The 21,684-nt window shown below is 65.3% G+C and carries 16 protein-coding genes; 5 read left to right on the forward strand and 11 right to left on the reverse strand.

Annotated elements, in window-relative coordinates; translation table 11 throughout:
- Positions 1–294 precede the first annotated feature (294 nt).
- Genes LMQ14_RS19640 through LMQ14_RS19650 form a run of 3 tightly spaced genes read right to left on the reverse strand, consistent with a single transcriptional unit; the run spans position 295 to position 4,510 of the window.
- On the reverse strand, positions 295–1,164 hold the full coding sequence (locus LMQ14_RS19640; RefSeq protein WP_267731185.1) for an amidohydrolase family protein: 870 nt from the start codon (positions 1,162–1,164) through the stop codon (positions 295–297).
- Positions 1,161–2,729, reverse strand: coding sequence for an SDR family NAD(P)-dependent oxidoreductase (locus tag LMQ14_RS19645; RefSeq protein ID WP_267731186.1), 1,569 nt, complete (start codon positions 2,727–2,729; stop codon positions 1,161–1,163). Before LMQ14_RS19645 ends, LMQ14_RS19640 begins: the two co-directional genes overlap by 4 nt.
- Positions 2,726–4,510, reverse strand: a complete 1,785-nt coding sequence (locus LMQ14_RS19650; RefSeq protein ID WP_267731187.1) for a flavin-containing monooxygenase — start codon at positions 4,508–4,510, stop codon at positions 2,726–2,728. Before LMQ14_RS19650 ends, LMQ14_RS19645 begins: the two co-directional genes overlap by 4 nt.
- A 521-nt stretch (positions 4,511–5,031) precedes the next feature.
- Between LMQ14_RS19650 and LMQ14_RS19655 the strand changes: the two genes are divergently transcribed.
- On the forward strand, positions 5,032–5,748 hold the full coding sequence (locus LMQ14_RS19655) for an SDR family oxidoreductase (RefSeq protein WP_267731188.1): 717 nt from the start codon (positions 5,032–5,034) through the stop codon (positions 5,746–5,748).
- Positions 5,749–5,832: 84 nt separating this feature from the next.
- Here the strand turns inward: LMQ14_RS19655 and LMQ14_RS19660 are convergent, their stop codons facing one another.
- Positions 5,833–6,801 (reverse strand): acyl-ACP desaturase, encoded by a 969-nt coding sequence (locus tag LMQ14_RS19660; RefSeq protein ID WP_267731189.1) that lies wholly within the window; start codon positions 6,799–6,801, stop codon positions 5,833–5,835.
- A 244-nt stretch (positions 6,802–7,045) separates the two neighbouring features.
- Here LMQ14_RS19660 and LMQ14_RS19665 point away from each other — a divergent pair, with 244 nt between their 5' ends.
- Entirely contained in the window at positions 7,046–7,678 is a 633-nt protein-coding gene (locus LMQ14_RS19665) for a TetR/AcrR family transcriptional regulator (RefSeq protein WP_267731190.1), read from the forward strand.
- Positions 7,679–7,818: 140 nt separating this feature from the next.
- On the opposite strand, the gene LMQ14_RS19670 is transcribed toward LMQ14_RS19665, so the two are convergent.
- From LMQ14_RS19670 to LMQ14_RS19700, 7 genes are read right to left on the reverse strand one after another with little or no spacing between them, the layout of a single operon-like run.
- Positions 7,819–9,288, reverse strand: coding sequence for an acetyl-CoA synthetase (locus tag LMQ14_RS19670; protein WP_267731191.1), 1,470 nt, complete (start codon positions 9,286–9,288; stop codon positions 7,819–7,821).
- Positions 9,288–10,109, reverse strand: a complete 822-nt coding sequence (locus tag LMQ14_RS19675; protein WP_267731192.1) for an enoyl-CoA hydratase-related protein — start codon at positions 10,107–10,109, stop codon at positions 9,288–9,290. Before LMQ14_RS19675 ends, LMQ14_RS19670 begins: the two co-directional genes overlap by 1 nt.
- A gap of 8 nt (positions 10,110–10,117) precedes the next feature.
- The gene (locus LMQ14_RS19680; RefSeq protein ID WP_267731193.1) at positions 10,118–11,839 is read right to left on the reverse strand and encodes an AMP-binding protein; all 1,722 of its coding nucleotides are present in this window, start codon (positions 11,837–11,839) and stop codon (positions 10,118–10,120) included.
- On the reverse strand, positions 11,836–13,347 hold the full coding sequence (locus tag LMQ14_RS19685; protein ID WP_267731194.1) for a class I adenylate-forming enzyme family protein: 1,512 nt from the start codon (positions 13,345–13,347) through the stop codon (positions 11,836–11,838). Before LMQ14_RS19685 ends, LMQ14_RS19680 begins: the two co-directional genes overlap by 4 nt.
- 49 nt (positions 13,348–13,396) lie before the next feature.
- Positions 13,397–15,562 (reverse strand): acyl-CoA dehydrogenase, encoded by a 2,166-nt coding sequence (locus LMQ14_RS19690; protein WP_267731195.1) that lies wholly within the window; start codon positions 15,560–15,562, stop codon positions 13,397–13,399.
- Positions 15,559–17,028 carry an aldehyde dehydrogenase gene (locus LMQ14_RS19695; protein WP_420714546.1) on the reverse strand — a complete coding sequence of 490 codons (1,470 nt, stop codon included), beginning with the start codon at positions 17,026–17,028 and terminating at the stop codon, positions 15,559–15,561. The genes LMQ14_RS19690 and LMQ14_RS19695 overlap by 4 nt, the downstream gene beginning before the upstream one ends.
- 32 nt (positions 17,029–17,060) lie before the next feature.
- On the reverse strand, positions 17,061–18,062 hold the full coding sequence (locus LMQ14_RS19700; RefSeq protein WP_267731197.1) for a Rieske 2Fe-2S domain-containing protein: 1,002 nt from the start codon (positions 18,060–18,062) through the stop codon (positions 17,061–17,063).
- A gap of 318 nt (positions 18,063–18,380) precedes the next feature.
- On the opposite strand from LMQ14_RS19700, the gene LMQ14_RS19705 reads away from it, so the two are divergent.
- From LMQ14_RS19705 to LMQ14_RS19715, 3 genes are all read left to right on the forward strand, one after another.
- Complete coding sequence (locus tag LMQ14_RS19705) at positions 18,381–19,673, forward strand: amidohydrolase family protein (protein WP_267731198.1); 1,293 nt, start codon at positions 18,381–18,383, stop codon at positions 19,671–19,673.
- A gap of 157 nt (positions 19,674–19,830) precedes the next feature.
- On the forward strand, positions 19,831–20,559 hold the full coding sequence (locus LMQ14_RS19710) for a TetR family transcriptional regulator (protein WP_267731199.1): 729 nt from the start codon (positions 19,831–19,833) through the stop codon (positions 20,557–20,559).
- A gap of 49 nt (positions 20,560–20,608) precedes the next feature.
- On the forward strand, positions 20,609–21,658 hold the full coding sequence (locus tag LMQ14_RS19715) for a dihydrodipicolinate reductase (protein WP_267731200.1): 1,050 nt from the start codon (positions 20,609–20,611) through the stop codon (positions 21,656–21,658).
- The last annotated feature ends 26 nt before the right edge of the window (positions 21,659–21,684 follow it).

Raw genomic sequence — 21,684 nt, forward strand, 5'->3', positions numbered from 1 at the left:
GCTGAAACAAAGATCGAACATTCAAAATTATCCCGACTGAGCGGTTAAAACGATGTGTCCGGCGTGAGCGGATGCTCGGGCAGATCAGCGTCAGAAGCTGAGCCATTCCGGATCGGCTGGGAGTACCAGCACTCTCGACGGTACACCCTCACCGGCGGAAAGGCGTGGTCGCGCCTTGTTGCCGGCATTCGTCAGGCTGTGCGCGGCACTCCTGGTCGAGTACAGCGTCGTCAGGAGATCCACAATCGGCGACATCGCGACCGCGTCACCCGTGCAGCAGTTGCGCGAACGGCATCAGCAGCGGTAGACGCGCTCGGCGTTGGCGGCGAAGAGTTTGTCGCGGGCGTCGTCACCCAGGCTGGAGGTGATGGCGGAGTAGGAGGTGTAGAGCTCGTCGAAGGTGCCGTGCATCCCGTCGACGGGAAAGTTGCTTGCGAAAAAACAGCGATCGACGCCGAATGCGTCGATGACGTGCTCGAGCCACGGACGCTGAACATCGACCGACATCGATCCCAGGGGCATGGCCAGGCCGGAGAGCTTGCACAGCACGTTGTCGCCGAGACCGGCGAGGGCATCGATGCCCTCTGCCCACAGCGCACGCTCTTCGTCGGAGCCGTTCCGCGGCCAGCCCGCATGTTCGACGACCACCACGAGGTCGCCGTGCTGCTCTAGCCCCTTGGCTGTTGCCACCAATTGATCGGGATGGGTCATCACCTCGTAGAGGAGCCCGCGCTCCTGAAGGGCGCAAAGCACATCCCCCGGGGGAAGGGAGGCTTCGGACACTCCCATCGGGCGGACGCCCCGAAGGCGAGGCGCTGCAAGCTGTTCGTCCACCGCGGCCACCGCTTGAGCGACAGTCTCCGCGGGCGGCAGGCCGCCGATGATCGCGTCTGGATGGCCGGCGGTGTCAGCGCGCCGGTCAAGCTCGAGGGTCTCGTCGATTGAGTGCCTGCCGGTGGCGGCGGCGACGTTGACCAGCTTCTCGACGTTCCAGCCGGCGGACTCGGCCAAGTAGGTAGGGACGTCGAAGCGGCGTGACATGCCCGAAACGTCGCCCAGGTTCAGCTGGTCTTGGCCTGCCGAGAGGTAGGGATACCAGTCGGTGCGTGCCGGATCCCATAGGTGCACGTGGGCATCCACGATGCGGGCGGGTCTGGAGGTCATCGCGGCTGAACCACCTCTTGCAGCGTTGCGTCGAACCATTGGGGCAACGCGGGGCCGCCGAAGCTGATGCTGCCGATGGGCCGCGGGTGGCTGCGCAGCCCGAATCGCCCTGCGCTCGTCATCAATTCGGCTCCGGCGAGACCGACAGCCTCCGGGCTGCACACCAGGTGCGCGACCAGCTCGGCGGGGACGTCGTCGGACTCCGCGCTGACGGCGAAGGGCAGGACCAGATCGGCGGTGGCCTTGCGTCCGGCTCGCGCGAGCTGCGCTGAGGCCTGGGCGCGGCTGCGGCCGCCTGCCGTGGTGGCCTCGGTGATGGTCACCAGGCGGATCGGGCGGTCCGCGGTCGCGGCGAGTTCGGCGACGGCACGCGTCCACCGGGCATCGGCGTGGATCTGCTGCACGATGTCGTCGTGTTCGGAGAGGATGCTCTCCCAGCCGCCACCTGTCGCCGCGTGCCCGCCCGCAAGGGCGACGACGACCGCATCGACGCCGGCCAGCGCCGCGGGCGAGTCGATCAGCTGACACAGCACGCCGCGCGCCTCAAGCGCACCCGACACCGCCTTGGCCACCTCAGGTCGGTCGGCGGCGACAGCACACGAGCGCACCGCGGCGATCGGGGGCTCGTCGGGGGGTCGCTCGTCGAAGACCGATCCGAATCGGGCATTGCTGCCGCCCCCGCTGACCTGGCGGGCCTCGGCCGGGGCCAGCGCGAGGGTGATCGCGGCCTCGATGACGTGCGCCAGGGAGGGCACGCCGTCGCTGCGCACCACCTCAAGCAGTCGGGGCTCCTCGATCACCGCGACTTCGGACCCGCCCGCAAAGAGCACCTTTCCACGGCATGACGTGAAGGTGTCGGCGACCAGGTGGGCGCCGAGCGGACCGAGGTGCTCGGGCGCGGGCATCGAGCCCAGGGACAGTCCGCCGGTAGCCGCGCCGCTGGTCGGCAGTGTGCCGCCCAGCGCGGCGGCCACCATGCGAGTAGCGGCGATCGGCGAGATGGCGTTGATGACCACGCCCTCAGGGGCGTGCCGACCCAGCTGCCAGGTGAGTGAGGCGACGGCGCGCTTGGCGCAGCCGTAGGCCCCGCCGTCCGCCGATCGCCACCCCGATCCGGAGGTGACACCGAGGATGTGGCCGCGCCCCGCCGCTGCCATCAGTGGCAGTGCCGCGGCGAGCACGTTGCGGTAGCCGTCTAGGTGCACCGAAAGGACGCTGAGCCAGTCGTCGTCGCTGCCCTTGGCGAAGCCGGTGGGACGACTGATACCTGCGACGTTGACGACGGCGTCGAGGCCACCGAACTCCTCGGCGAGTTCGCCGAACAACGCGCGAATTCCCGGTCCATCGGTGACCGACACCGCCGACGCCCTTGCCGCCCCCCCTGCTGCAACGATGCGACCGGCGGTTGTCTGTTCGGGTTGGGGGAGTTGTTGGGAGCCGTCGACCGAGACCAGTGGATCGAGAGTGACGACGAAAGCACCTGTGCGGCCGATTGATTCGGCGATGGCGGCGCCGATGCCGCCGCCGCCGCCGGTGACGACGACCAGGCGTTGCCGATTGCTCACGCCAGATCCAGCCCCGAGAGTTCGCCCGACGCAAGCCATCCCTCAAGCAGCTCACGGTAGGCGAAGTAGTCGCCGAAGCCCCGACCGAAGTTGCTGTCGCGGGGCCTTAACCCGCCCGGATCGCCCTCGTTGTTGATACGGGACGGCGTGCAGGCCGACATGACGGCGCTGGGGTCGACGTAGGTGTCGACGATCTGCCGGATCCAGTCAGCCTCGGCCTCGGCGCTCACGTCGAATACCGCAACGCCCTGCTTCTCGAGCAAGGCCACCACGCCGGCAATAACCTCTGCGCCCAGCACGGCGATCTGCGTGTAGTTGACGGTGACGACCGATTGTTGCCCCGGGGCGGGCATCACGAACATGTTGGGGAAGCCGCGGCTCATCATGCCGAACAGGCTGGCGGCGCCGTCGGCCCACTTCTGCGCGAGTGTGGTGCCGCCCCGGCCGACGATGTCGTGGCCGACGCGGCGTTGCAGTGGGGTGAGCTCGGCTTCGAATCCGGTGCCGTAGACGATGCAGTCGACGTCGTACTGCTGCCCACCGACGACCGGCCCGCGCTCGGTGATGTGCTCGATGCCTGCGGGGCAGTCGATGAGCGTGACGTTGGGGCGGTTGAACGCGCCGAAGTACTCGTCGTGAAAGCACGGCCGCTTACAGAGGTAGCGGTAGTACGGCTTGAGCGCGGCCGCCACGTCGGGGTCGGTGACCAACTCGTCGACCCGGCGCCGATGTTCCTCCATGATGGCGAAGTCGAGCTCCTCGGCGTTGCGCATAAACTCCTCGATGCTGGCGCCCTTTATCCGCGGCGGGTTCTGCACCGCCGCATAGTGATGCGTCCACCCGTCGTCGGTGAGGTCGGAATCGACCGGCCGGCCCAGCATGATCGACTGGAAATTATCCATCCGCGCCTTCTGCCAACCCGGCGCCAACCCCTGCGCGAAGGATGGATCGGTGGGGCGGTTTCCCCGAACCCCGATCGCCGAGGGCGTGCGCTGGAAGACATAGACGTGTCTGGCTGCCTCGGCGAGCGGCGGAAGGGCCTGCAGCCCGCTGGCTCCGGTTCCGATCAGGGCGACGGCCTTGTCGCCGAGGCCGGTGAGCGCCTCGCCAGGGCCGCCGCCGGTGTAGCCGTAGTCCCACCGCGCCGTGTGAAATGCGCGACCCGCGAAGCCGTCCATGCCCGGGATAACCGGGAGTTTCATGAGATTGAGAATCCCCACGGCGAGCACGTAATAGCGGCAGGAGAGTTCGTCACCCCGGTCGGTGTGGACCGTCCACCTGCCGGCGTTGTCGTCCCACGTGGCCCGGGTGACGCCGGTGTGGAACAGGGCGTCAGACACCAGTTCGAAGCGGTCTGCGACGGCCTGCAGGTGCTGGCGGATCTCCTCGCCGTAGGCGTAGCGCCGGGTGGGGATGTAGTCGAGTTCCTCGAGCATCGGAAGGTACTGATAGGACTCGACGTCGCACATCACGCCCGGGTAGCGGTTCCAGTACCAGGTGCCGCCGACGCCGCCGGCCGCATCGACGATCCTGATGCGCGCGATACCGGCCTTGCGGAGATGGGCTCCTGCGAGCAGCCCGGCGATGCCGCCTCCGACGATCACCACGTCGGGGTCGTCGGTGACGGGCTCACGCTCGAGGTAAGGGGTGAACGGGTCGGCGCGGTACCCGGCGATGGACTCGTCGTGGGTCAGATCGCGGATTGCTGTGCGCCCGGGGACCAGGCGCTTGTCGCGCTCTGCGAGGTACTTGGCATGCACAACTTCGGGGTCAAAGGCCATGACCCTCCCTTTCGCAGCGGCATCTGATGTTACAAAAAATACGGAAGGCGTAAATTGCTTCGCACGGGCCAGGACCCCAGGTCGACATGATGAAGCGCGCCTCAGCTGGTGCTGCGGTGCTGCCGCAGTGCCGGGACCGGAGTCCGAGGTACCGGACGGTGGCGGCGGAGCGTTGACACCATCGGCGTCGTGATGGGTATGTCACTGTGACCGACCGAGCTTCAGCATGCCTTCGCTCATGACACCAACTTCTGACGGCTTCCAAAACTGCTATTTGTATAAAAATAATAGAGAAACACTCGGCATCCCGGTGCACTGGGCCCCGACCGTAACGGTAACCGTTGCTCTAAACGGTAACTGTTATCGTTACCTCAACGGTAGTGTGACGATATCTCCCCGACTTTCACATCTACGTCTTGGGGGTGATGCGATGCACTGCATCGTCGATGCAGGGAGGCGAATGCCGACCGTGAGGTGCGGCATCGGCCTGCAGCACAAAACAACGACACGAAGGAACGGGCGTGCGAAACGCGATCATCACCGGCGGAAGCGGCGGCATCGGCAAAGCGTGCGGCCGCGAGCTTGCCGAGCGAGGCTACGAGGTCGTGCTGTGTGCACGCGGCGAGGCGGCGTTGAGCGCCGCTGCCGCCGAAATCGGCGCACGATACGTCGTCGCTGACGCTGCCGACCCGGCTAGCTTTGCCGCAGTGACTGCAGGTTTGGATCGGGTCGACCTGATCGTGCACGCCGCCGGCGTGCTCGGCGGCACGTACGCGCGCAAGCAATCCTTCGCCCAATGGCGCACGACGATGGCGGCCAATCTCGACTCATGTTTCGTCCTCACCCAGGCCGCACTGCCCCTGATGGCGCCCGGATCGCGCTTCGTGTTCATCTCATCGTCAGCCGCGCACGAACCGATGCCGTCGCGCACCGCGTATTCCGCCTCGAAGGCCGGCATGAATGCGTTCGCCCGGGCGTTGGCGCTCGAGGTGGATCGAGACGGCATCGCGGTACACGTGGTGACGCCGGGGCCGGTGCAAACCGAGATGCTCCAAGATGTTCCGTTCGAGATGTACGCCATCGGCGTGGCCGATGTGGCGAACGCGGTGGCGTGGCTCGACACCGTCGACCCATCTGTCGACCTACCCGAGATTCGGCTCAGCGCCGTCACCCGGGGACCTTGGGCCAGACCGCCCGTCGTGCCGATCGAAGTTCACCGGCGCGCCGTGTCGAGCTGACCGGACCGTTTGGGCCCTTCAAGGGCACCTCATCGAAGAGCCCAAATTGTCTTGCGATGCGTGTGCCAGCTCACTGCGTGACCGTCAAACGGCTCGGCGTTCCTCCTTACGGGCTTGACGGGCGAGTAGGCGGTCGCGTTGTTCCTCGAACTTGATTACTTGGCGTTGAAGGCCTTCCAGGTAGGCCGCGAGTTGCTCACGGCGTTGTTCACCTCGGGACGTGAAGTCGTCACGTTTGAAGATTCGCCATTTGCGTAGGTTCGGTGTCACGACGTCGTCAAGATGCTGGCGTGGGTCATAGATGCCGTGTTTGGCCATCAGCACGCCGTTGCGGCGGAAATTGGGCATACCCTGTCCGGGCATCCGGAAGTTCTCGATAACATCGGCAACCGCCTCAACGGCCTGATCGGGTGCGAGATCAAGCGCCGCGCCGCACATGTTCCGATAGAAAATCATGTGTAGATTCTCGTCGGCGGCGATACGTCGCAGCATCCGGTCTGCGATCGCGTCGTTGCACGCCTTACCCGTATTGCGGTGACTGATGCGGGTGGCAAGTTCTTGGAACGTGACGTAAGCGATCGACAGGAGAAAGTCGGTCTTGTGTTGCGCCTCTTCCTCGGCGGTGGCTCCGAACCCGTTTGCCACATGCTCCATGCGCGCCTGCTCCAGTGCCACCGGGTCAACGCCACGAGTGACGACGAGATAGTCCCGGATCGCGATCGCATGCTTGTTTTCCTCGGCCGTCCAACGGCCCACCCACGTTCCCCAAGCGCCATCAAGGGAGAAATTCTGAGCCGCCTGGCGGTGATACGACGGCAGGTTGTCCTCGGTGAGGAGGTTGGTGATCATTGCCGCCTTCGCGACCTCGCTTAGCTGCGACTGCTCCGGCGCCCAATCCACGCCACCCAGCTCCGCGAAATTACGGCCGCGATCCCAGGGCACATAGTCATGTGGATGCCACTCGACGGCCACTGATAAATGTCGATTGAGATGGGCTGCTGCGATCGGCTCCAGCTCGCGCAGTATCTCCGGATCGGTCAACTGTCTCAACATTGCACCTTGGCCTGTAGTCGCAGAAGCCCACGGCGAGCGGAAGTTGCCTGGCAATGCGTTCCGCGTCGTGGGTCGGTGGTTGCCGAGCCTCGCTGTGGCGGTAAGTCTCGAATTGGCCGACCGCAACGCTGCGGCTTGCACCGACCGAATATTACTGCAATCAGTGCAATATTGCAATCGATGCAAAAATACGGTCTATGCAATTAGAGCTGTGTGACGAGCGCCGCCGCTCTACTGTGTAGCCATGGAGCCTGCACCGGCCGGTTCGCATCGAGAGCAAAAGCGCGAGCGCACCAAGGCAGCAATCTTCGAGGCCGCCGTGGGTCTGTTCGAGTCGCACGGTTACCACGAAACGACCATCGCCGATATCGCCGCCGCCGCTGGCATCGCCCCGCGCACCTTCTTCAGCTACTACGCCAGCAAGGACGAACTGGTCTTTGACGAGGCCGAAAAGCGGATCGGCGCGGCGTACAAAGCGATCGCCGATCGCCGATCCGATGACAGTGCCGCAGAGGTGCTGCTGCGGTCTCTCACCGATCTCCTCGAGGCAGGTCACGACTTTGGGGGTAAGCACAGCGAGCTGCGGGCTCGGCTCGTCCAAACCGTCCCGGCCATCCGCGGGCGCGCCCTACAGCTTCAAGTCGACGCCCAACGCGAGATTGCCCGACTACTACACGATGCGTACTCCGACGAGCTGGACCAGATCACCACCGGCGCGTTGGTCGGCGCCTTCGTCGGCGCGGTCAACGGTGCCGTGCAAGCGATGTATGACACCGGGGTTCCGGCCGACCCCGAAACCCGGTCGGCCGTGTTGCGGCGAGCCGTCGAGGCCTCATTGCCCGCGTGGGCTACCCGCCCACGCTCGGGCGCGTCCTAGCCGCACAACAGACCCTCACCCCGCGGTGCGGATCCGCAATCCGTTGCAGAGCAGTCGATCTCGTCGTGGACGCTGACCAGTGCGACACCGGCGAGGCGTCCAGCCACGACCTAGATCGTCGCCTCGTATGCACGCCGGCATCACCAGCGCGCTTCGTTGCGGGTCCCGTCGGTGCTCACCATGACGGTGGTGCCGACGAGTTCGTGGGACTCGGCATCGGTGAGCAATTCGGGTTCGTGCACGCGAGCGAGTGCGCGACCGACCGCGGTATCGAGGACAACCAGTCCGCTCTGTGGCGAGCCGTCCCTGCCATGCGCGACGGTGTATGCCAGCACGTCGCCGGGCCCCGTCCATGTCGTCAGGAGCGGCTTCCGCGGCTGCGCCGCGTCGACTTCGGACTGCAGCACGGCGGGGTCCGGCGGCTCTGTCGGTCCCGATGTCGAGGACCAGACGGCCGCCACGTGCTTAGCCAGGTGCATTCCGACGCCGGTGATCAGCGCATGTCCCGGCCGCTGTCGCAATCGGTCGAAAGCGCTGGCGATGGCGTGCAATTGGTAGGCGCTGCCCGGTCCACCCGCGTACGGCAAGCCGCCCGTCACGGTCAGGCCACGCGGATCGTCGAGGGCGAGCCCGAGCGCATCGGCCCCAAGCCGTACCGACGAGGGGAAACAGGAGTACAAGTCGAAGACGTCGATACTGTCCAGACCGACGCCCGCCATGCTCAGGGCATGCCTGCCCGTGACCGCCATCGCTGCCGACCGGGACATGTCCGCCCGCTCAGCGATGCTCTCGGGATCCTCGGCGTAGGCCCAACCAGTCAGGTAGAGGCGCCGGTCTTCGCTGACGCCCAGCTCGTCAGCCTTCTCGCCGGTCGCCAGCAGCAGCGCGGCGGACATATCGACATCCATCACCGCGACCTCGTGTTTGGTGTACGGCCAGCCGACGTAACGATTGTCCGATGTGGGTGTCCCGACGGTTGCGGCATCCAGGGCGATAGGTCGCCACGCGTGCGGATTGTCGGCCGCGACCCGGCTCATCGCCGCCATCACGGTGGCGGCCTCGGCAGCATCCTCCGTCAGCGATGCGCCCAGTCGTGCCCGGCGGGCGGTGTCCCACAGCGGAAACGTCTCCCACGCCTGCAGTACCTGGTGGGCCGTCTCGGCGGGGTGCGGCGGCGTCCACGGGAACGGTGACGACTCGCGGTAGCTCCACGGCAGCCGCTCCCCGTTCTTCTTGGCCGTACGCAGCGTTGCCAGCGCCTCGCCGCCGACGATCAGTGCCAGATCCAGCTCGCCGCGTAGCATCGCCTCGGCGGTCTGGTTGACCAGCAGTTGCGGGGTGGTGCCACCGATACCGGAGTAGACCCGGTGCCGCGGCGAGGCGCCCAGTACAGTCGCGAGCCGACCCACCGGATCGTCGTAGGGCCACGTCTGGCAGTACACCACCTGAAGGGAATCGATATGCGCCAGAACGTCATTGGCGCCCGCCGCCGCGGCGGCTTCCCGCCCGCGGGCGGCCCAGCTGTCCAACGGTTCGGGCGCACCGCCACCGCGGACCGTATGCTGCGAGGCGCCGATCAGACAGAGTGAGCGCGGCGAGTTCGTGGCCATCAACGCCCGGACCACTTCGGTTGGCGTTTCTCGGCGAATGCCCGCGGCCCCTCCTTGGCGTCTTCGGTCGCAAAGATCTCCTGGGAGATCCGTGACTCGATCTTGTATGCCTCGCGCATGTCCACCTTCAGGCCTTCCAACACGCTGCGCTTGGTGGCCTGGACCGCGAGAGGCGCGTTCTTGGTAATGCGCGCGGCGTACTCGAAGGCCTTGTCCAGCAGGGCATCCTCGGACACGACCGCATTGAGCAGGCCCATCCCGTAGGCCCGCTGTGCATCGATGCGGTCGGCACACAGCAGCAACTCCATGGCCTGGGCGTACGGGATCTGGCGGGGTAACCGCACCGTGGTTCCGCCACCCGCGAACAAGCCGCGGGCGGGCTCCAGCACACCGAAGGTGGCGTGCTCACTGGCTACCCGGATGTCGACGCCGCCGAGCATCTCCATGCCGCCCGCCACGCACGGCCCGTTGATCGCGGCGATGATCGGCTTGTAGATCTTGCTGCCGCGCAGCACGGCGTCGGTGCCGTCCGACAGCGAGTAACCGTTGACCGAATCGACGTCACCCGCCTTGATCTGCTTTGCCAGCGCGGTGATCTCGGGAACATAGGTCTTCAGGTCCGCCCCCGACATGAAGCAACGTTCGACGCCGGTGAAGATCGCGACCCATGCACCATCGTCGGCCGCAAAGCGCTTCCACGCCTCCGCCAGCTGATGGAAATGCTCAAGATCACACGAGTTCTTCGCCTCTGGCCGATCGAGGGTAATGAGTACGACGTGTTCGGCGCTGTCGCGGGCCCCGAGTTGGTAGTGGACGGGCACAGGATCTCCTAGGTCGACATGGGCTGGGGGTAAGCCGCGATGCGGTCGTGGGCCACGAACTCCTCGTGGAGGTCCGCACGGTCCTGCGAGGTCATCAGACGGTATCCGTCCGCGCGCGGAGGACGCCACCAGACTTCGTCTTGGCACAGCCACGCCTCGCGTCGCAGTGGCTTTTTGTCGGTTTTGCCATTGCCCACCACTGGCAGCTGTGGGGTGATCCGCACGAACCGGGGCGCCCACTTGGTACCGAGATCGGCTTGTGTTGAAAGGAATTCGGCGAAGTCAGCCGGGTCAAACTTGTGGCCCGGAACCATCTCGACGGCGGCTAGTACCTGGTCGCCGGCCAGCGGATCCGGCACACCGACTACAGCGGTGCCGGTGACAGCGTGGTAGCGCGCGATGATCCGCTCAATGGGGGCGGCGGTGAAATTCTCCGAGTCGACCCGCAGCCAGTCACCGACGCGGCCGGCAAACCAGAAGACGCCGTCTGGATCCCGGTAGGCCAGATCCCCCGAGAAGAACGATCCATCGCGTAGCCGGTCGGCCTCGGCTTCGGGGTTGCCCCAGTAGCCTTCGAACGCCCCGGCCGCGTTGCGCCGAACCAGTTCTCCGATTGCGCGCTCGCCATTGGTCAGCCGTCCACCGTCATCGAATTGCGCCGTTTGGCATTCCACCCCGGCCTCGTCGAGGACGACGATGTCGGCACCGGCCGGGGCGACGCCAAGTGCGCCCGGCTTGCGACATGGCAGCAGAACGATGGCGCCTTCGCTTGACCCATACCCGCTTATCACCGCGGCCCCGAATCGCTTGCTGAAGGCGGCGGTGTCGCGGGGCGACGCCTCGGGTGCGAGCACGACGTACAGCCGATGGTCGCGGTCATGTTCGCTGGGCGGGGTCGAAAGCACATAGCTGAGTGCTCGCCCGACCGTCGAGGTGAACGTGACCCCGTACCGGCGGACATCGTCGAGCCACGCTGTCGCCGAGAACTTGTCGCGCAGGACAAGTTTCGCGCCCGCACCGAGCGCGGGAAACAGCGTCGCCGTCAGCGCATTGCCGTGGGTCAGCGGCATCGGGCAGTACAGCACGTCCTTGCGGCTCACCCCGGTTGCCGCGTCCCTGGCGAAACGCGCCTGGCTGCGCACCGCGGCCTTGGGTGCCGATGTCGATCCGGAGGTGAACAACAAGAACATCGGCGACGATGGCGCAGGATCGTCGGCCGGCAGGGGGGCACCGGTGTAGCCGGCCCACGGTTGGTCTTCAACGCGGACCACGTCGGCGTACAGATCGGCGTACATGGCGTCCGCAAGGACGAATTGACATTCCGTGTGCTCGATATCGCGCGCCAGCTCGGCACCGCGCCGGGCCGGGTTCACGCCGACGACGCATGCGCCGACGAGCGCGGCACCCAAGGTCTGGAACACAAACTCGGGCACATTGGGCAGCAGCACTCCGATATGGGGCGGTCGTGCCGGATCGAGCGTCGCGCGCAGCCACGCCGCCCGTACGGCCGCCTCCGCGACGACCTGACGCCAGGTCCAAGATTGCTCACCGTAGAGCAGACCCACATTGTCGTCCTCAGCGCGCGCCCGGACCAGGGCGGCAACCGTCAAATCTGACCGTTGCAGAGCGGAATTGGGTTGCGGCGCCACCGCACCAGGGCCGTTTTGCAGCGTCCCTTTTGGGCCGGGCACCGCCCGGTCACCGACGGATTCGCGAGATCCCGGTGTCATCCCCCGCGCACCTCGATCATCGCCGAGCGATTGACTTTCGTTGCGGCGGTGCGGGGGATCTCGTCGACGAACTCGACGGTCTTTGGCACCTTGTACGCAGCCAGCCGACTCTTGGCATACGCGATGATGTCTTGCGCGCTAGGCGCTCGGGCCGCGTCGCGGGGCTCGATAACGGCGTGCACCCGGCGTCCCCACTCGGGATCGCGCAGGCCGATCACTACGACGTCGGCGACTTCTGGATGATCGACGAGGGCGCTTTCCACCTCGGCCGGAAACACATTTGCGCCACCGGTGATGATCATGTCGGTTCGGCGGTCGGCGATATAGAGGTACCCGTCGGCATCAAGGTAGCCGATATCGCCTGCTGTTCGGAAGCCATCCTCGGTAGCGGGCAGCAGGGGGGCGCCGCCCAGGTACTCGTAGAGTCCACTCATGGGCGCCTTCAGGTAGATATCGCCCATTTCGCCCACCGGCGCGAGTGATCCGTCGGGACGCTGGATGCGGATCTCGGTGTCCCGGAATCCGCGGCCGACGCTGCCGGGGTGGGCGAGCCATTCGTCGCCGCGGAGGGCGGCCAGGCCAAGGTTTTCAGTCATCCCGTACGCCATCACGACCTGTTCTGGGCTAAGCAGTTCGAACCAGCGGCGCAGCAAGGTGGGGGGCATCAGCGCGGCCCCCTGCACCATCCAGACCACGCTTGAGAGGTCGCGGTCATCGATACCCGGCGTGTCGGCGATGCGGGCCAGCATGGTGGGAGTGGCGGTGAAGTTGGTGACGCGATACTTCTCGATAGCGTCGAGGGCACCTGCGGCACTGAACTTTTCGAGTATTACCAACCGATCACCGCTCAGCAGATACATTAACGTGTTGAATCCGTTGGTGTGATACATCGGGCCGGGAACCAGAATCGTCTGGGGCCGGTCGACGGTAGCCCAGTGCTCCAGGAAAGGCACTCCTTGCCGACCGGTCCAGATCGCCGGCTGCAAGTCGACGATCACTTTGGGTAGGCCGGTCGAACCGCTGCTGCAGATGCCGTTGATGGAGGGTGAGACCGCCGGCGGAACCGGTTCACCGGACTGGTTCTGCGCCGATGCCGCCATCGTTTCACGAGTGCGCGTGTCCAGTGTCACCGCGGGGCCGATGATCTCCAGCAATCTGTCGCGTTCCCATTCGGGCAGGTCCCAGCGCATCGGGATCGGCACGGCCCCGATCGTCCAGCATCCGAGGCTGGCCAATACCAGGTCAACAGAATTCGGTGTGGCGAGCACGATGTAGGAGCCGACGCATGCGCCGGCATCGACGAGGGCCCGCCCCCACTGGTTGGCCCGGCGATCGAGTTCGCTCAATGTCACGTTCGCGGCAGTACCATCGATCGCCACCATCGTCAGCCCGATCCCGTCGGGGTCGGCCAGGGCGCGGTCGTGGAGTCGCTGACCGAACGAGATTCCACTTTGTGCGACGGCCGGATGCGCTTCGGCTTCAACGGAATTAACGTCAGAGAGACCCATCAAGCTCCATTCGATCGTCATGTCGGTCCATCAGCGGCCTGGTCGGCGGTTACTTGGTCAGCGGATCGCGCGGCAGGCCCAGCAGGCGCTCGGCGATGGTGTTGCGCATGATTTCCGATGTTCCGCCGGCGATGGTCAGGCAACGCGAGTACAGGTAGGCCCCGGTGAGTTCCGGGGCCGCCCCAACCACCGCGGCCGTCCCGGCCAGTTCCATGCCGAGCTCGGTCTGATGTTGTGCGCTCTCGGCGGTGAGCAACTTGGCGACGTTGGCCTCCGGTCCCGGCGCGGCCCCTATGATGGCGCGGCTGGCCCGCCTGAGGTTGAGCAGCCGCAGGGTGTGCGATTCGGCGATCACCTCGCCGGTCCGGCCTACCAGCGCCGCGGCCGTCTCGGCGGGTGCGCTGTCGAGCAACTTGACCAGGTCGTCGGGGCTCAGGCCGGGAATGCCGGCGCCGCCCGCGATCGAGACCCGCTCGTTGCCCAGGGTGGCACGTGCCACCGCCCAGCCCCGGCCCTCCTCACCGACCACATCTGCGTCGGGCACGAAGACGTCGTCGAAGAACACCTCGTTGAACAGTGCGTCGCCGGTGAGTTCGCGCAGCGGCCGTACACTGACCCCCGGGCTGGACAAATCGATCGCCATCATTGTGACGCCGGCATGCTTGGGGGCATCAGGGTCGGTGCGCACGGTGGCCAGGCCCCACTGGCATTCCTGCGCCAGGCTGGTCCACACCTTCTGGCCGGTGACCGTCCAGCCGCCCTCGACGCGCCGGGCCGACGTGCGCACCGCCGCGGCATCCGACCCTGCTTCAGGCTCGGAAAACAGTTGGCACCATTGAGTCCGGCCGCGCAGCACCGGCTCTACCCAGCGCGCCCGCTGCTCGTCGGAGCCCGCTTGGGTGATGGTAAGCATCACCCAGCCCGTGATCCCCATCGTCGGCAGGTCGACGCCGTTGAACTCTTCTTCGATCACCAGCTGCTCGACGGCGCCGGCCTCCCGGCCCCAGGGCTTAGGCCAGTGTGGGACCAGGTAGCCGGAATCGACCAGGTAGTCCCGCCGTCGCTCGGCTGGCAGCGACTGCAAGGTCGCGACCGCCTTCCGCGCAGCCTGCCGGTAGCTGTCGGCTTCGACCGGCAGGGTGAACGAAGCACCCTGAGCCACACCGGCACGTTGGGCCGCCACGACGTCGTGCAGGGGATCGGCGCCGTCGGTGGCCAGAGCGGCCAACGTGCGGGACCGCCGCAGATACAGATGGGCGTCGTGCTCCCAGGTGTAACCGACCCCACCGTGCAGCTGAATGTTTGTCTGCGCGGCGAACACTTGCGCGCGGATGGCATGCGCCGCAGCCACCGCCCCAGCGAACCACGCACTGTCCAGGTCGCCCGAGCGCGCGGCATCCCAGGTGGCCGCGGTGGCCTGTTCGGCATTAATGAGCATGTTCGCGACGTGGTGTTTGACCGCCTGGAAGGTGCCGATCGCGCGACCGAATTGTTCGCGCACCTTGACGTAGTCGCGAGCCATCTCCACACACGCCCAGGCCGAGCCCACCGCCTCGGCGGCGGCCAGAATGCGGAACACGGTGCGGGCCTTGCGCCCCGCCCCACGCAGTACCCGGTCCGGCGCGACGACAACGCCGTGCAGCGTGATCGCGCCGACCGTACGGGTGCTGTCCAGTCCCGGCAATGCGGTGACACTCACCCCTTCGGCGGCGGCGTCGACCACGACGACGTCCTCCCCCGCCAACAGGACAAGCAAATTGGCCTCGGGCGCGCCCAGGACGGCCTGGCACCGGCCACTGGCCACAAGATCAGAGTCGACGGCGACGCCGCCCGAAAGGCCGAGTGCTCCCACCGCGCTACCGTCGGCCAGACGTGGAAGTGTTTGTGCGCGCACCGAATCGGGGGCGCAACGACCGATCACCAACGATGCCGCCACCGTCGGCAAGAACGGTCCGGGGCAGAGCTCATGACCCTGGGCTTCCAGGACGATCGCCAACTCCGCCGGGCCGAAGCCAGAACCGCCATACTGCTCACCGATCGCCAGTCCGTGCCAACCTAATTCGGCGGCAACACTCCAGATCTCACCGTCGGATGGGGCACCGCCGTTGAGCGTCGCCCGCGCGGCCGCACGGCTTTTGACACGGTTGAGCGCGCCGAACACCGACTCGGCGAGATCACGGTGCTCCTCGGTGATGGCCAGCCTGGAGTTGCTCATTGGGGATTCTCCTGCAGAGCAGGCAATTTGCTTGCGCTGACTATGGTTTGGAGCTCGACATACTCGTTCTGCCCCTCTTCGGCGAACTCCCGTCCAATTCCGGACTGCTTCATCCCGCCGAACGGACTCTTGATGTCGAGCATGTACATGTTGATGCCGTACGTCCCAGTCTGGACACTCGCAGCGATTTCCAGACCGTGCGCGGCATTACGAGTGAAGACCGATCCGGCGAGCCCGTACTCGCTGTCGTTGGCAATCCGCACCGCGTCGGCCTCGTCGCGGTACTTGATGACGGTCAACACCGGCCCGAAGATCTCCTCCCGGGCGATGCGCATGTCGTTGGAGGCATCCGCGAAAAGTGTGGGGCGGACGAACCAGCCGCGGTCGGTTGGACTGTCCGCTCCCCCGAGAATCAGTCGCGCACCCTCCTCGACACCGCTGCGGATATAGCCCTGCACCCGCCGCTGCTGCCGTTGCGTGACAAGCGGTCCGATGTCGGTCGTCGCGTCGGCCGGATCACCGACCACCAGGCCTGACATCATCTCGGCCAGTGCGTCGACCACATCGTCGTGGCGTTTTTCGCTGACCAGGATCCGAGTCTGCGCAACGCACGCCTGCCCGTTGTTCATCAGGCTGGCCATCTTCAGCGCGGCGACGGTCCGGGCTATATCGGCGTCGTCGAGGATGATGGCCGCCGATTTACCACCGAGTTCGAGGCTGACCCTCTTGAGTTGCTCGCCGCAGATCGCCGCGATGCGCCGGCCGACGGCCGACGAGCCCGTGAAGGCCACCTTGTCGACGCCGGGGTGGCGCACCAGCGCCTCGCCGACATCACCGCCACCCGGCAGCACCGACACCACGCCCTCAGGTAACCCGGCTTCTTCGATCATTTCAGCGAGCCACAGTGAGTCCAATGGGGTTTCGGGCGCGGGTTTGACGATGACCGAACACCCCGCAATCAAAGCGGGAACGAGCTTGGGGATGAGCAGACACTGGGGCACGTTCCACGGCACGATCGCGGCCACCACACCGATCGGCGCCCTGCGCAGATGGACCTCACCCAGCCACCCCTGGCGACGCTCCTGCCATGGGAACCCCCGCCCCACCTCGAGCGCGAACTGCATCATCGACAGCGGCCCCGTCGCCTGGCCAAGTCGGGAAAAGCTGCTGGGCGAACCCATCTCGGCGGTGATGAGATCGGCCATGTCGTCGACATGGCTCCCATAAACAGCGGCCAGTTTTTCGATCTTCTCCATCCGCTCCAGCGGCGACATCTTCGGCCATGGACCACTGTCGAACGCCCGGCGCGCAGCGGCGACCGCTTTGTCGACGTCGGCCGCGGAGGCGCTCGGCACTTCAGCGATGGGTTGCTCGGTGTAGGGCGATATCACCGAAATGCGTTCCGCGGCTGACGAAATCTCCCAACGGCCGCCGATGAACAGCTTGTCGTATGACGGAATCCTCACAGCGGTATCTTTCGCTCGGCCGGGCGCGGGCATCATTGAGACGCCAATGTCGACTCCTTTGAAGAGTTTTGCTCATACGATTGATCGGCCCATGCACGAAATTCCGTGATGGCCGACTCTCCCCGGGCCAACTGTGGCCGGTCGCGGAAGACCTTGTTCTCCCAGATTGGGATGTCCTGCTCGATCTGTTTGCAGAAATCGCGGACGAATCCCATTCCCATCCGGGTCATTTCGCCGGTCTCGGGTTCGGTGAGCACGAAGAATGTGTAGCGCGCATCGACATACTCACCGTCGATCGGGGTGACGGTGAGCACTGTGCAAGACCGCCCGAGTCCGTGATGTCGCACCACGTCGACGCCGATACCGAACAGCTGCGAGTCCACTGATCCGCTCACCGGTCCACGTGGGGTCTCGAAGTTCACTTCTGCAACCGCGCGAAACTCCGCTGGCCCACCGGTTTCCAGATTGAGTTTGCCAAACGCGGAAACACCGTGCACGGTCGCGAAATGCGCTATGTCGACAGTGTTCTCGAACACCTCTTGGGGATGGGACCGGAACTTCCACCGAGCCGTTTCCGGTGCGTGAAAGGTAAACGCCGCATCTTCGCTCTCCGGGATCTTCGGCAGTTCCCATTCCGGGTCGGCGCCGCTTGAGGAGTGCCAGACGAAAATCATGCCGGCCCGCTCGGCCGTGGGCCACGACCGCAGCCGCGCCACCCGGTTGACTGTCTTCGCATACGGGATGTCGACATTGCGGCCGTCGCCGTCGAATTTCCAGCCGTGGAAGGGACACACCACACAGTCCTGCGAGACTGTCCCGCCTACGCCGATGTCGGCACCGAGGTGCGGGCAATACGCGTCAAGCACCTGGGCTGCCCCCGACTCTCCGCGGTAGCAGATCAGCCGGGTGCCGAAGTAGTGCAGTGGGATGACCTCGCTGTTGTCGACCTCACGGCTGTAGGCAACCTGAAACCAACCCTTGGGATATTCCGCGAACGGGAATCGCGATTCGGCCCGGCCCGGCACCCGTGTCACCACCTTGTTACGACGCCAACATTTCTATTGATACTAACATAGTTAAAATAGCAGCCTGAGCTGTGGTCAGCTCTACGAGGCGGCCTTGGGAAATCGGCCGAAACACTCTGCGGGCCATCATCGTTGGGCAATCGGGCGGACACGATGGTGCCTGGAGTCACGCCAGCTCGAGCGCCGAATTTCTCACTGAACTCTCCAGCTATGGCTTCGACCGAAACTGTTATGGTGATCATTACGGTAACAGGTTACCGCATGCGATCTCGCGACATCCGGTCGAGAGGCTCCGCTCCATCCCACTCCCGGAGAAAGGTTTGACCGATGAAAGTAAGCGATATGGTGCTGGTCAGCGTCGATGATCACGTTGTGGAGCCGCCGGACCTTTTCAAGGGGCGCTTGCCCGCCAAATACGCGGAGCTGGCGCCGCAGTTCATCACCAATCCGGATGGCACCGACGTCTGGGAGTACAACGGCGAGACGGTCAGCAATGTGGCGCTCAACGCCGTCGCGGGCCGGCCGAAAGAGGAGTACGGGATCGAGCCGACGTCGTTCACCCAGCTCCGCAAGGGCACCTACGACCACAACGAGCGCGTGAAGGATATGAGCGCCAACGGCGTCCTAGGATCGCTGTGCTTCCCGTCCTTCCCTCAGTTCTGCGGGCAGCTCTTCGCTCGCACCGAGGACAAGGACGTCGCCCTGGCGATGGTCCAGGCCTACAACGACTGGCATATCGATGAGTGGTGTGGCAGCCACCCGGGCCGCTTCATCCCCTGCGCGATCCCCGCCATCTGGAATCCAGAGGTGATGGCCGCCGAGATCCGGCGAGTGGCGAAGAAGGGTTGTCACGCGCTGACTTTCAGCGAGAACCCATCCAAGCTGGGCTGGCCTTCCATTCACTCGGAGCACTGGGACCCTGTCTGGAAGGCGTGCAGCGAGGAATCGGTTGTGGTGTGCATGCACATCGGTTCGTCGTCTCAGCTGACCATCACCTCGCCCGATGCACCGATGGACGTGATGATCACACTGCAGCCGATGAACATCGTGCAGGCCGCCGCTGACCTGGTGTGGTCGAACGTGCTGCGCAAGTACCCGGATCTCAAGATCGCGCTGTCCGAGGGCGGCATCGGCTGGATTCCGTACTTCCTAGAGCGCATCGACTACAACTACGACCGGCACCACTTCTGGACTGGGCAAGACTTCGGCGATAAGTTGCCCAGCGAGGTGTTCAACGAGCACGTACTGACCTGCTTCATCGACGATAAGTTCGGGCTGGCCAGCCGCGAGTACCTGAACATGGACATGGTGACCTGGGAATGCGACTACCCGCATTCGGATTCGAACTGGCCGGAGTCGCCCGAGATCTTCGCACAGTCCGTCCTCACGCTCAGCGATGAGGAGATCGACAAGATCACCCATCTGAACGCGATGCGCCAGTACCACTTTGACCCGTTCACAGCGTTGGGCGGCCGGGAAAACTGCACGGTGGGTGCCCTGCGTGCGCAGGTGGAGGGCCACGACGTCGCAATCCGGTCGCAGCGCCGTGACGGCGACGACGGTTCGCACGCCACCAAGGCCGCCGACCTGATGAAGATGGCGATGGCACATTCCGACTAGCCAGAGTCCAGTGTCGAAACGAGACGCTATTGAGGTTCAGTTACCGTCCGGCCTACCGAATCGAATACGGTATCGTTGCCTTCGAGCGACCGTCGGGACAGAGCCAGCCGAACGCGCCGAACCTCGGCACCGATGGTTATCAGCTGAGGAGCAAAAGGTGGCCAAATCCAGCGCTGTCGCAGCGTCAGACGGACTGGGCGCCAAGCTCAAGCGGCGCCCGCGGGGGTCGCTAGACGTCGAGGACATCATCACCGGCGCGTTCGAGTTGGCCGAGGACGTGTCCGTTAGCGGGCTGAGTATGCCCGTTGTCGCCAGGCACCTCGGAGTACCGCTGACCAGCATCTATTGGCACTTCCGTAAGAAGGAAGACCTGCTGGACGCGATGACGGATCGCGCTATCAAGCAGTACCACTTCACGACACCGTTCGAAGGAAGCGGGGCCTGGCAGGACGCGCTGCGTAACCACTTTCGGAAGATGCGGCGCGTCTTTCAAGAGAACCCGGTGCTCTGCGAACTCGTGTTGATGCGCTCCGGCGAACTGAGTCCGGAGGCGACCCACGCTTCCGTCGACAACCTGGAGAAGGTGGTCAAGACGATGGTGGATGACGCCGGATTCAAGCCCGACGACGCATTGACCGTCTACCTTGCGCTGTCCGCACACACCCGGGGTACCGCGATGATCGAACGCCTCAACGCCAGCCAGCAGCAGGGCGGCCGTCGGCGCCTCACCGGAGTGACCACCGCGCACCCATTGCTCAACAAGCTGGAGACTAAGGGACACACAATCGACGACGTTGAGTTCGAGTTCACCCTCGACGCGATCATCAAGCGTGCCGACGACGGACTCGCGTTGGCCGCGAAGCGGAATGAACGTGGGGCGAAGTAGAGCCTGCTGGTGCTGATGAACCGCACGCTCGTCATCCGCGGGGCATGAGATGGCGCGTTTGCGCGTCGTGCAGTGGACCACCGGCATCGTCGGCGCCTCTGCGCTTCGCGCGATCCTCGACGACGACCGGCTTGAACTCGTCGGAGTCTTCGCCTACGGGGCAGAGAAAGTCGGCCGGGACGCGGGCAATCTGGCGGGGCGGCACGACACCGGGGTACTGGCCACCAACGACGTCGACACGATTCTCGCGCTAAGGCCCGACTGCGTGGTGTACATGCCGCACTGGCCCGAGGTCGATCTTCTCGAACGCATACTCCGCGCAGGCATCAATGTGGTTACCACGGCTCGCCTCGTGAGCGGCGAGCATTATCCGGCTGACGCGGGTACGCGCCTGCGGGCCGCTGCGGCGGCCGGTGGCGTCACCCTTGTCGGGACGGGGATGAACCCGATGTACGTTCCCACCCTTGCGCTCGCGTCCACTGCGATGTGCCGTGAGGTTCAGTCCATTCGCGTCACCGAGTCGCTCGACTGCGTCGGGTACGCGAGTGCGGCGATGTGGAAGGGCTATGGGTTCGGCGGTCCCCCAGACACCGAAAGACTTCGCGAGATCCTTTGGGCCGCTGAGCCTGACTATCGCGAGGCGCTCGACCAACTGGCCGGTGGGATCGGGCTGCGGATCGACGACTACGACCTCGCCGTGGAGTGCGCAGTCGCTACAGGCGACCGCGATCTGGGGTTCATGCGCATCGACGCCGGCACGGTGTGTGGTGTCGACGCGACGTGGACCGGCCGCAGCGAGGGCTCCCCCATCGCGCAAATGCAGACGGTCTGGACACTTGGCGGCATCTTGGGAGCTCGACAAGAACCCGAATGGAAACTGCTTCACGGCTACAGGATTGACGTGCAGGGCGAGCCCAACGTGACGCTCAAACTCGCGTTTCGCCCCGACGACTACGCCAACTTCGACATCGGTACGACGACGGCGATGCCCGCAATCAACGCGGTGACGGCGGTCGTCGCGGCACGCAGCGGGGTGCTGTCCATCGCCGAGCTCCCGATCGTCACCGCGCAAGGGAAAGTGCAGAAGCCGACCGCGTAAAGCGACTTCCTGCAATGAGTCGCAGC

This window comes from Mycobacterium sp. Aquia_213 (assembly GCF_026625985.1).
Lineage (GTDB): Bacteria > Actinomycetota > Actinomycetes > Mycobacteriales > Mycobacteriaceae > Mycobacterium.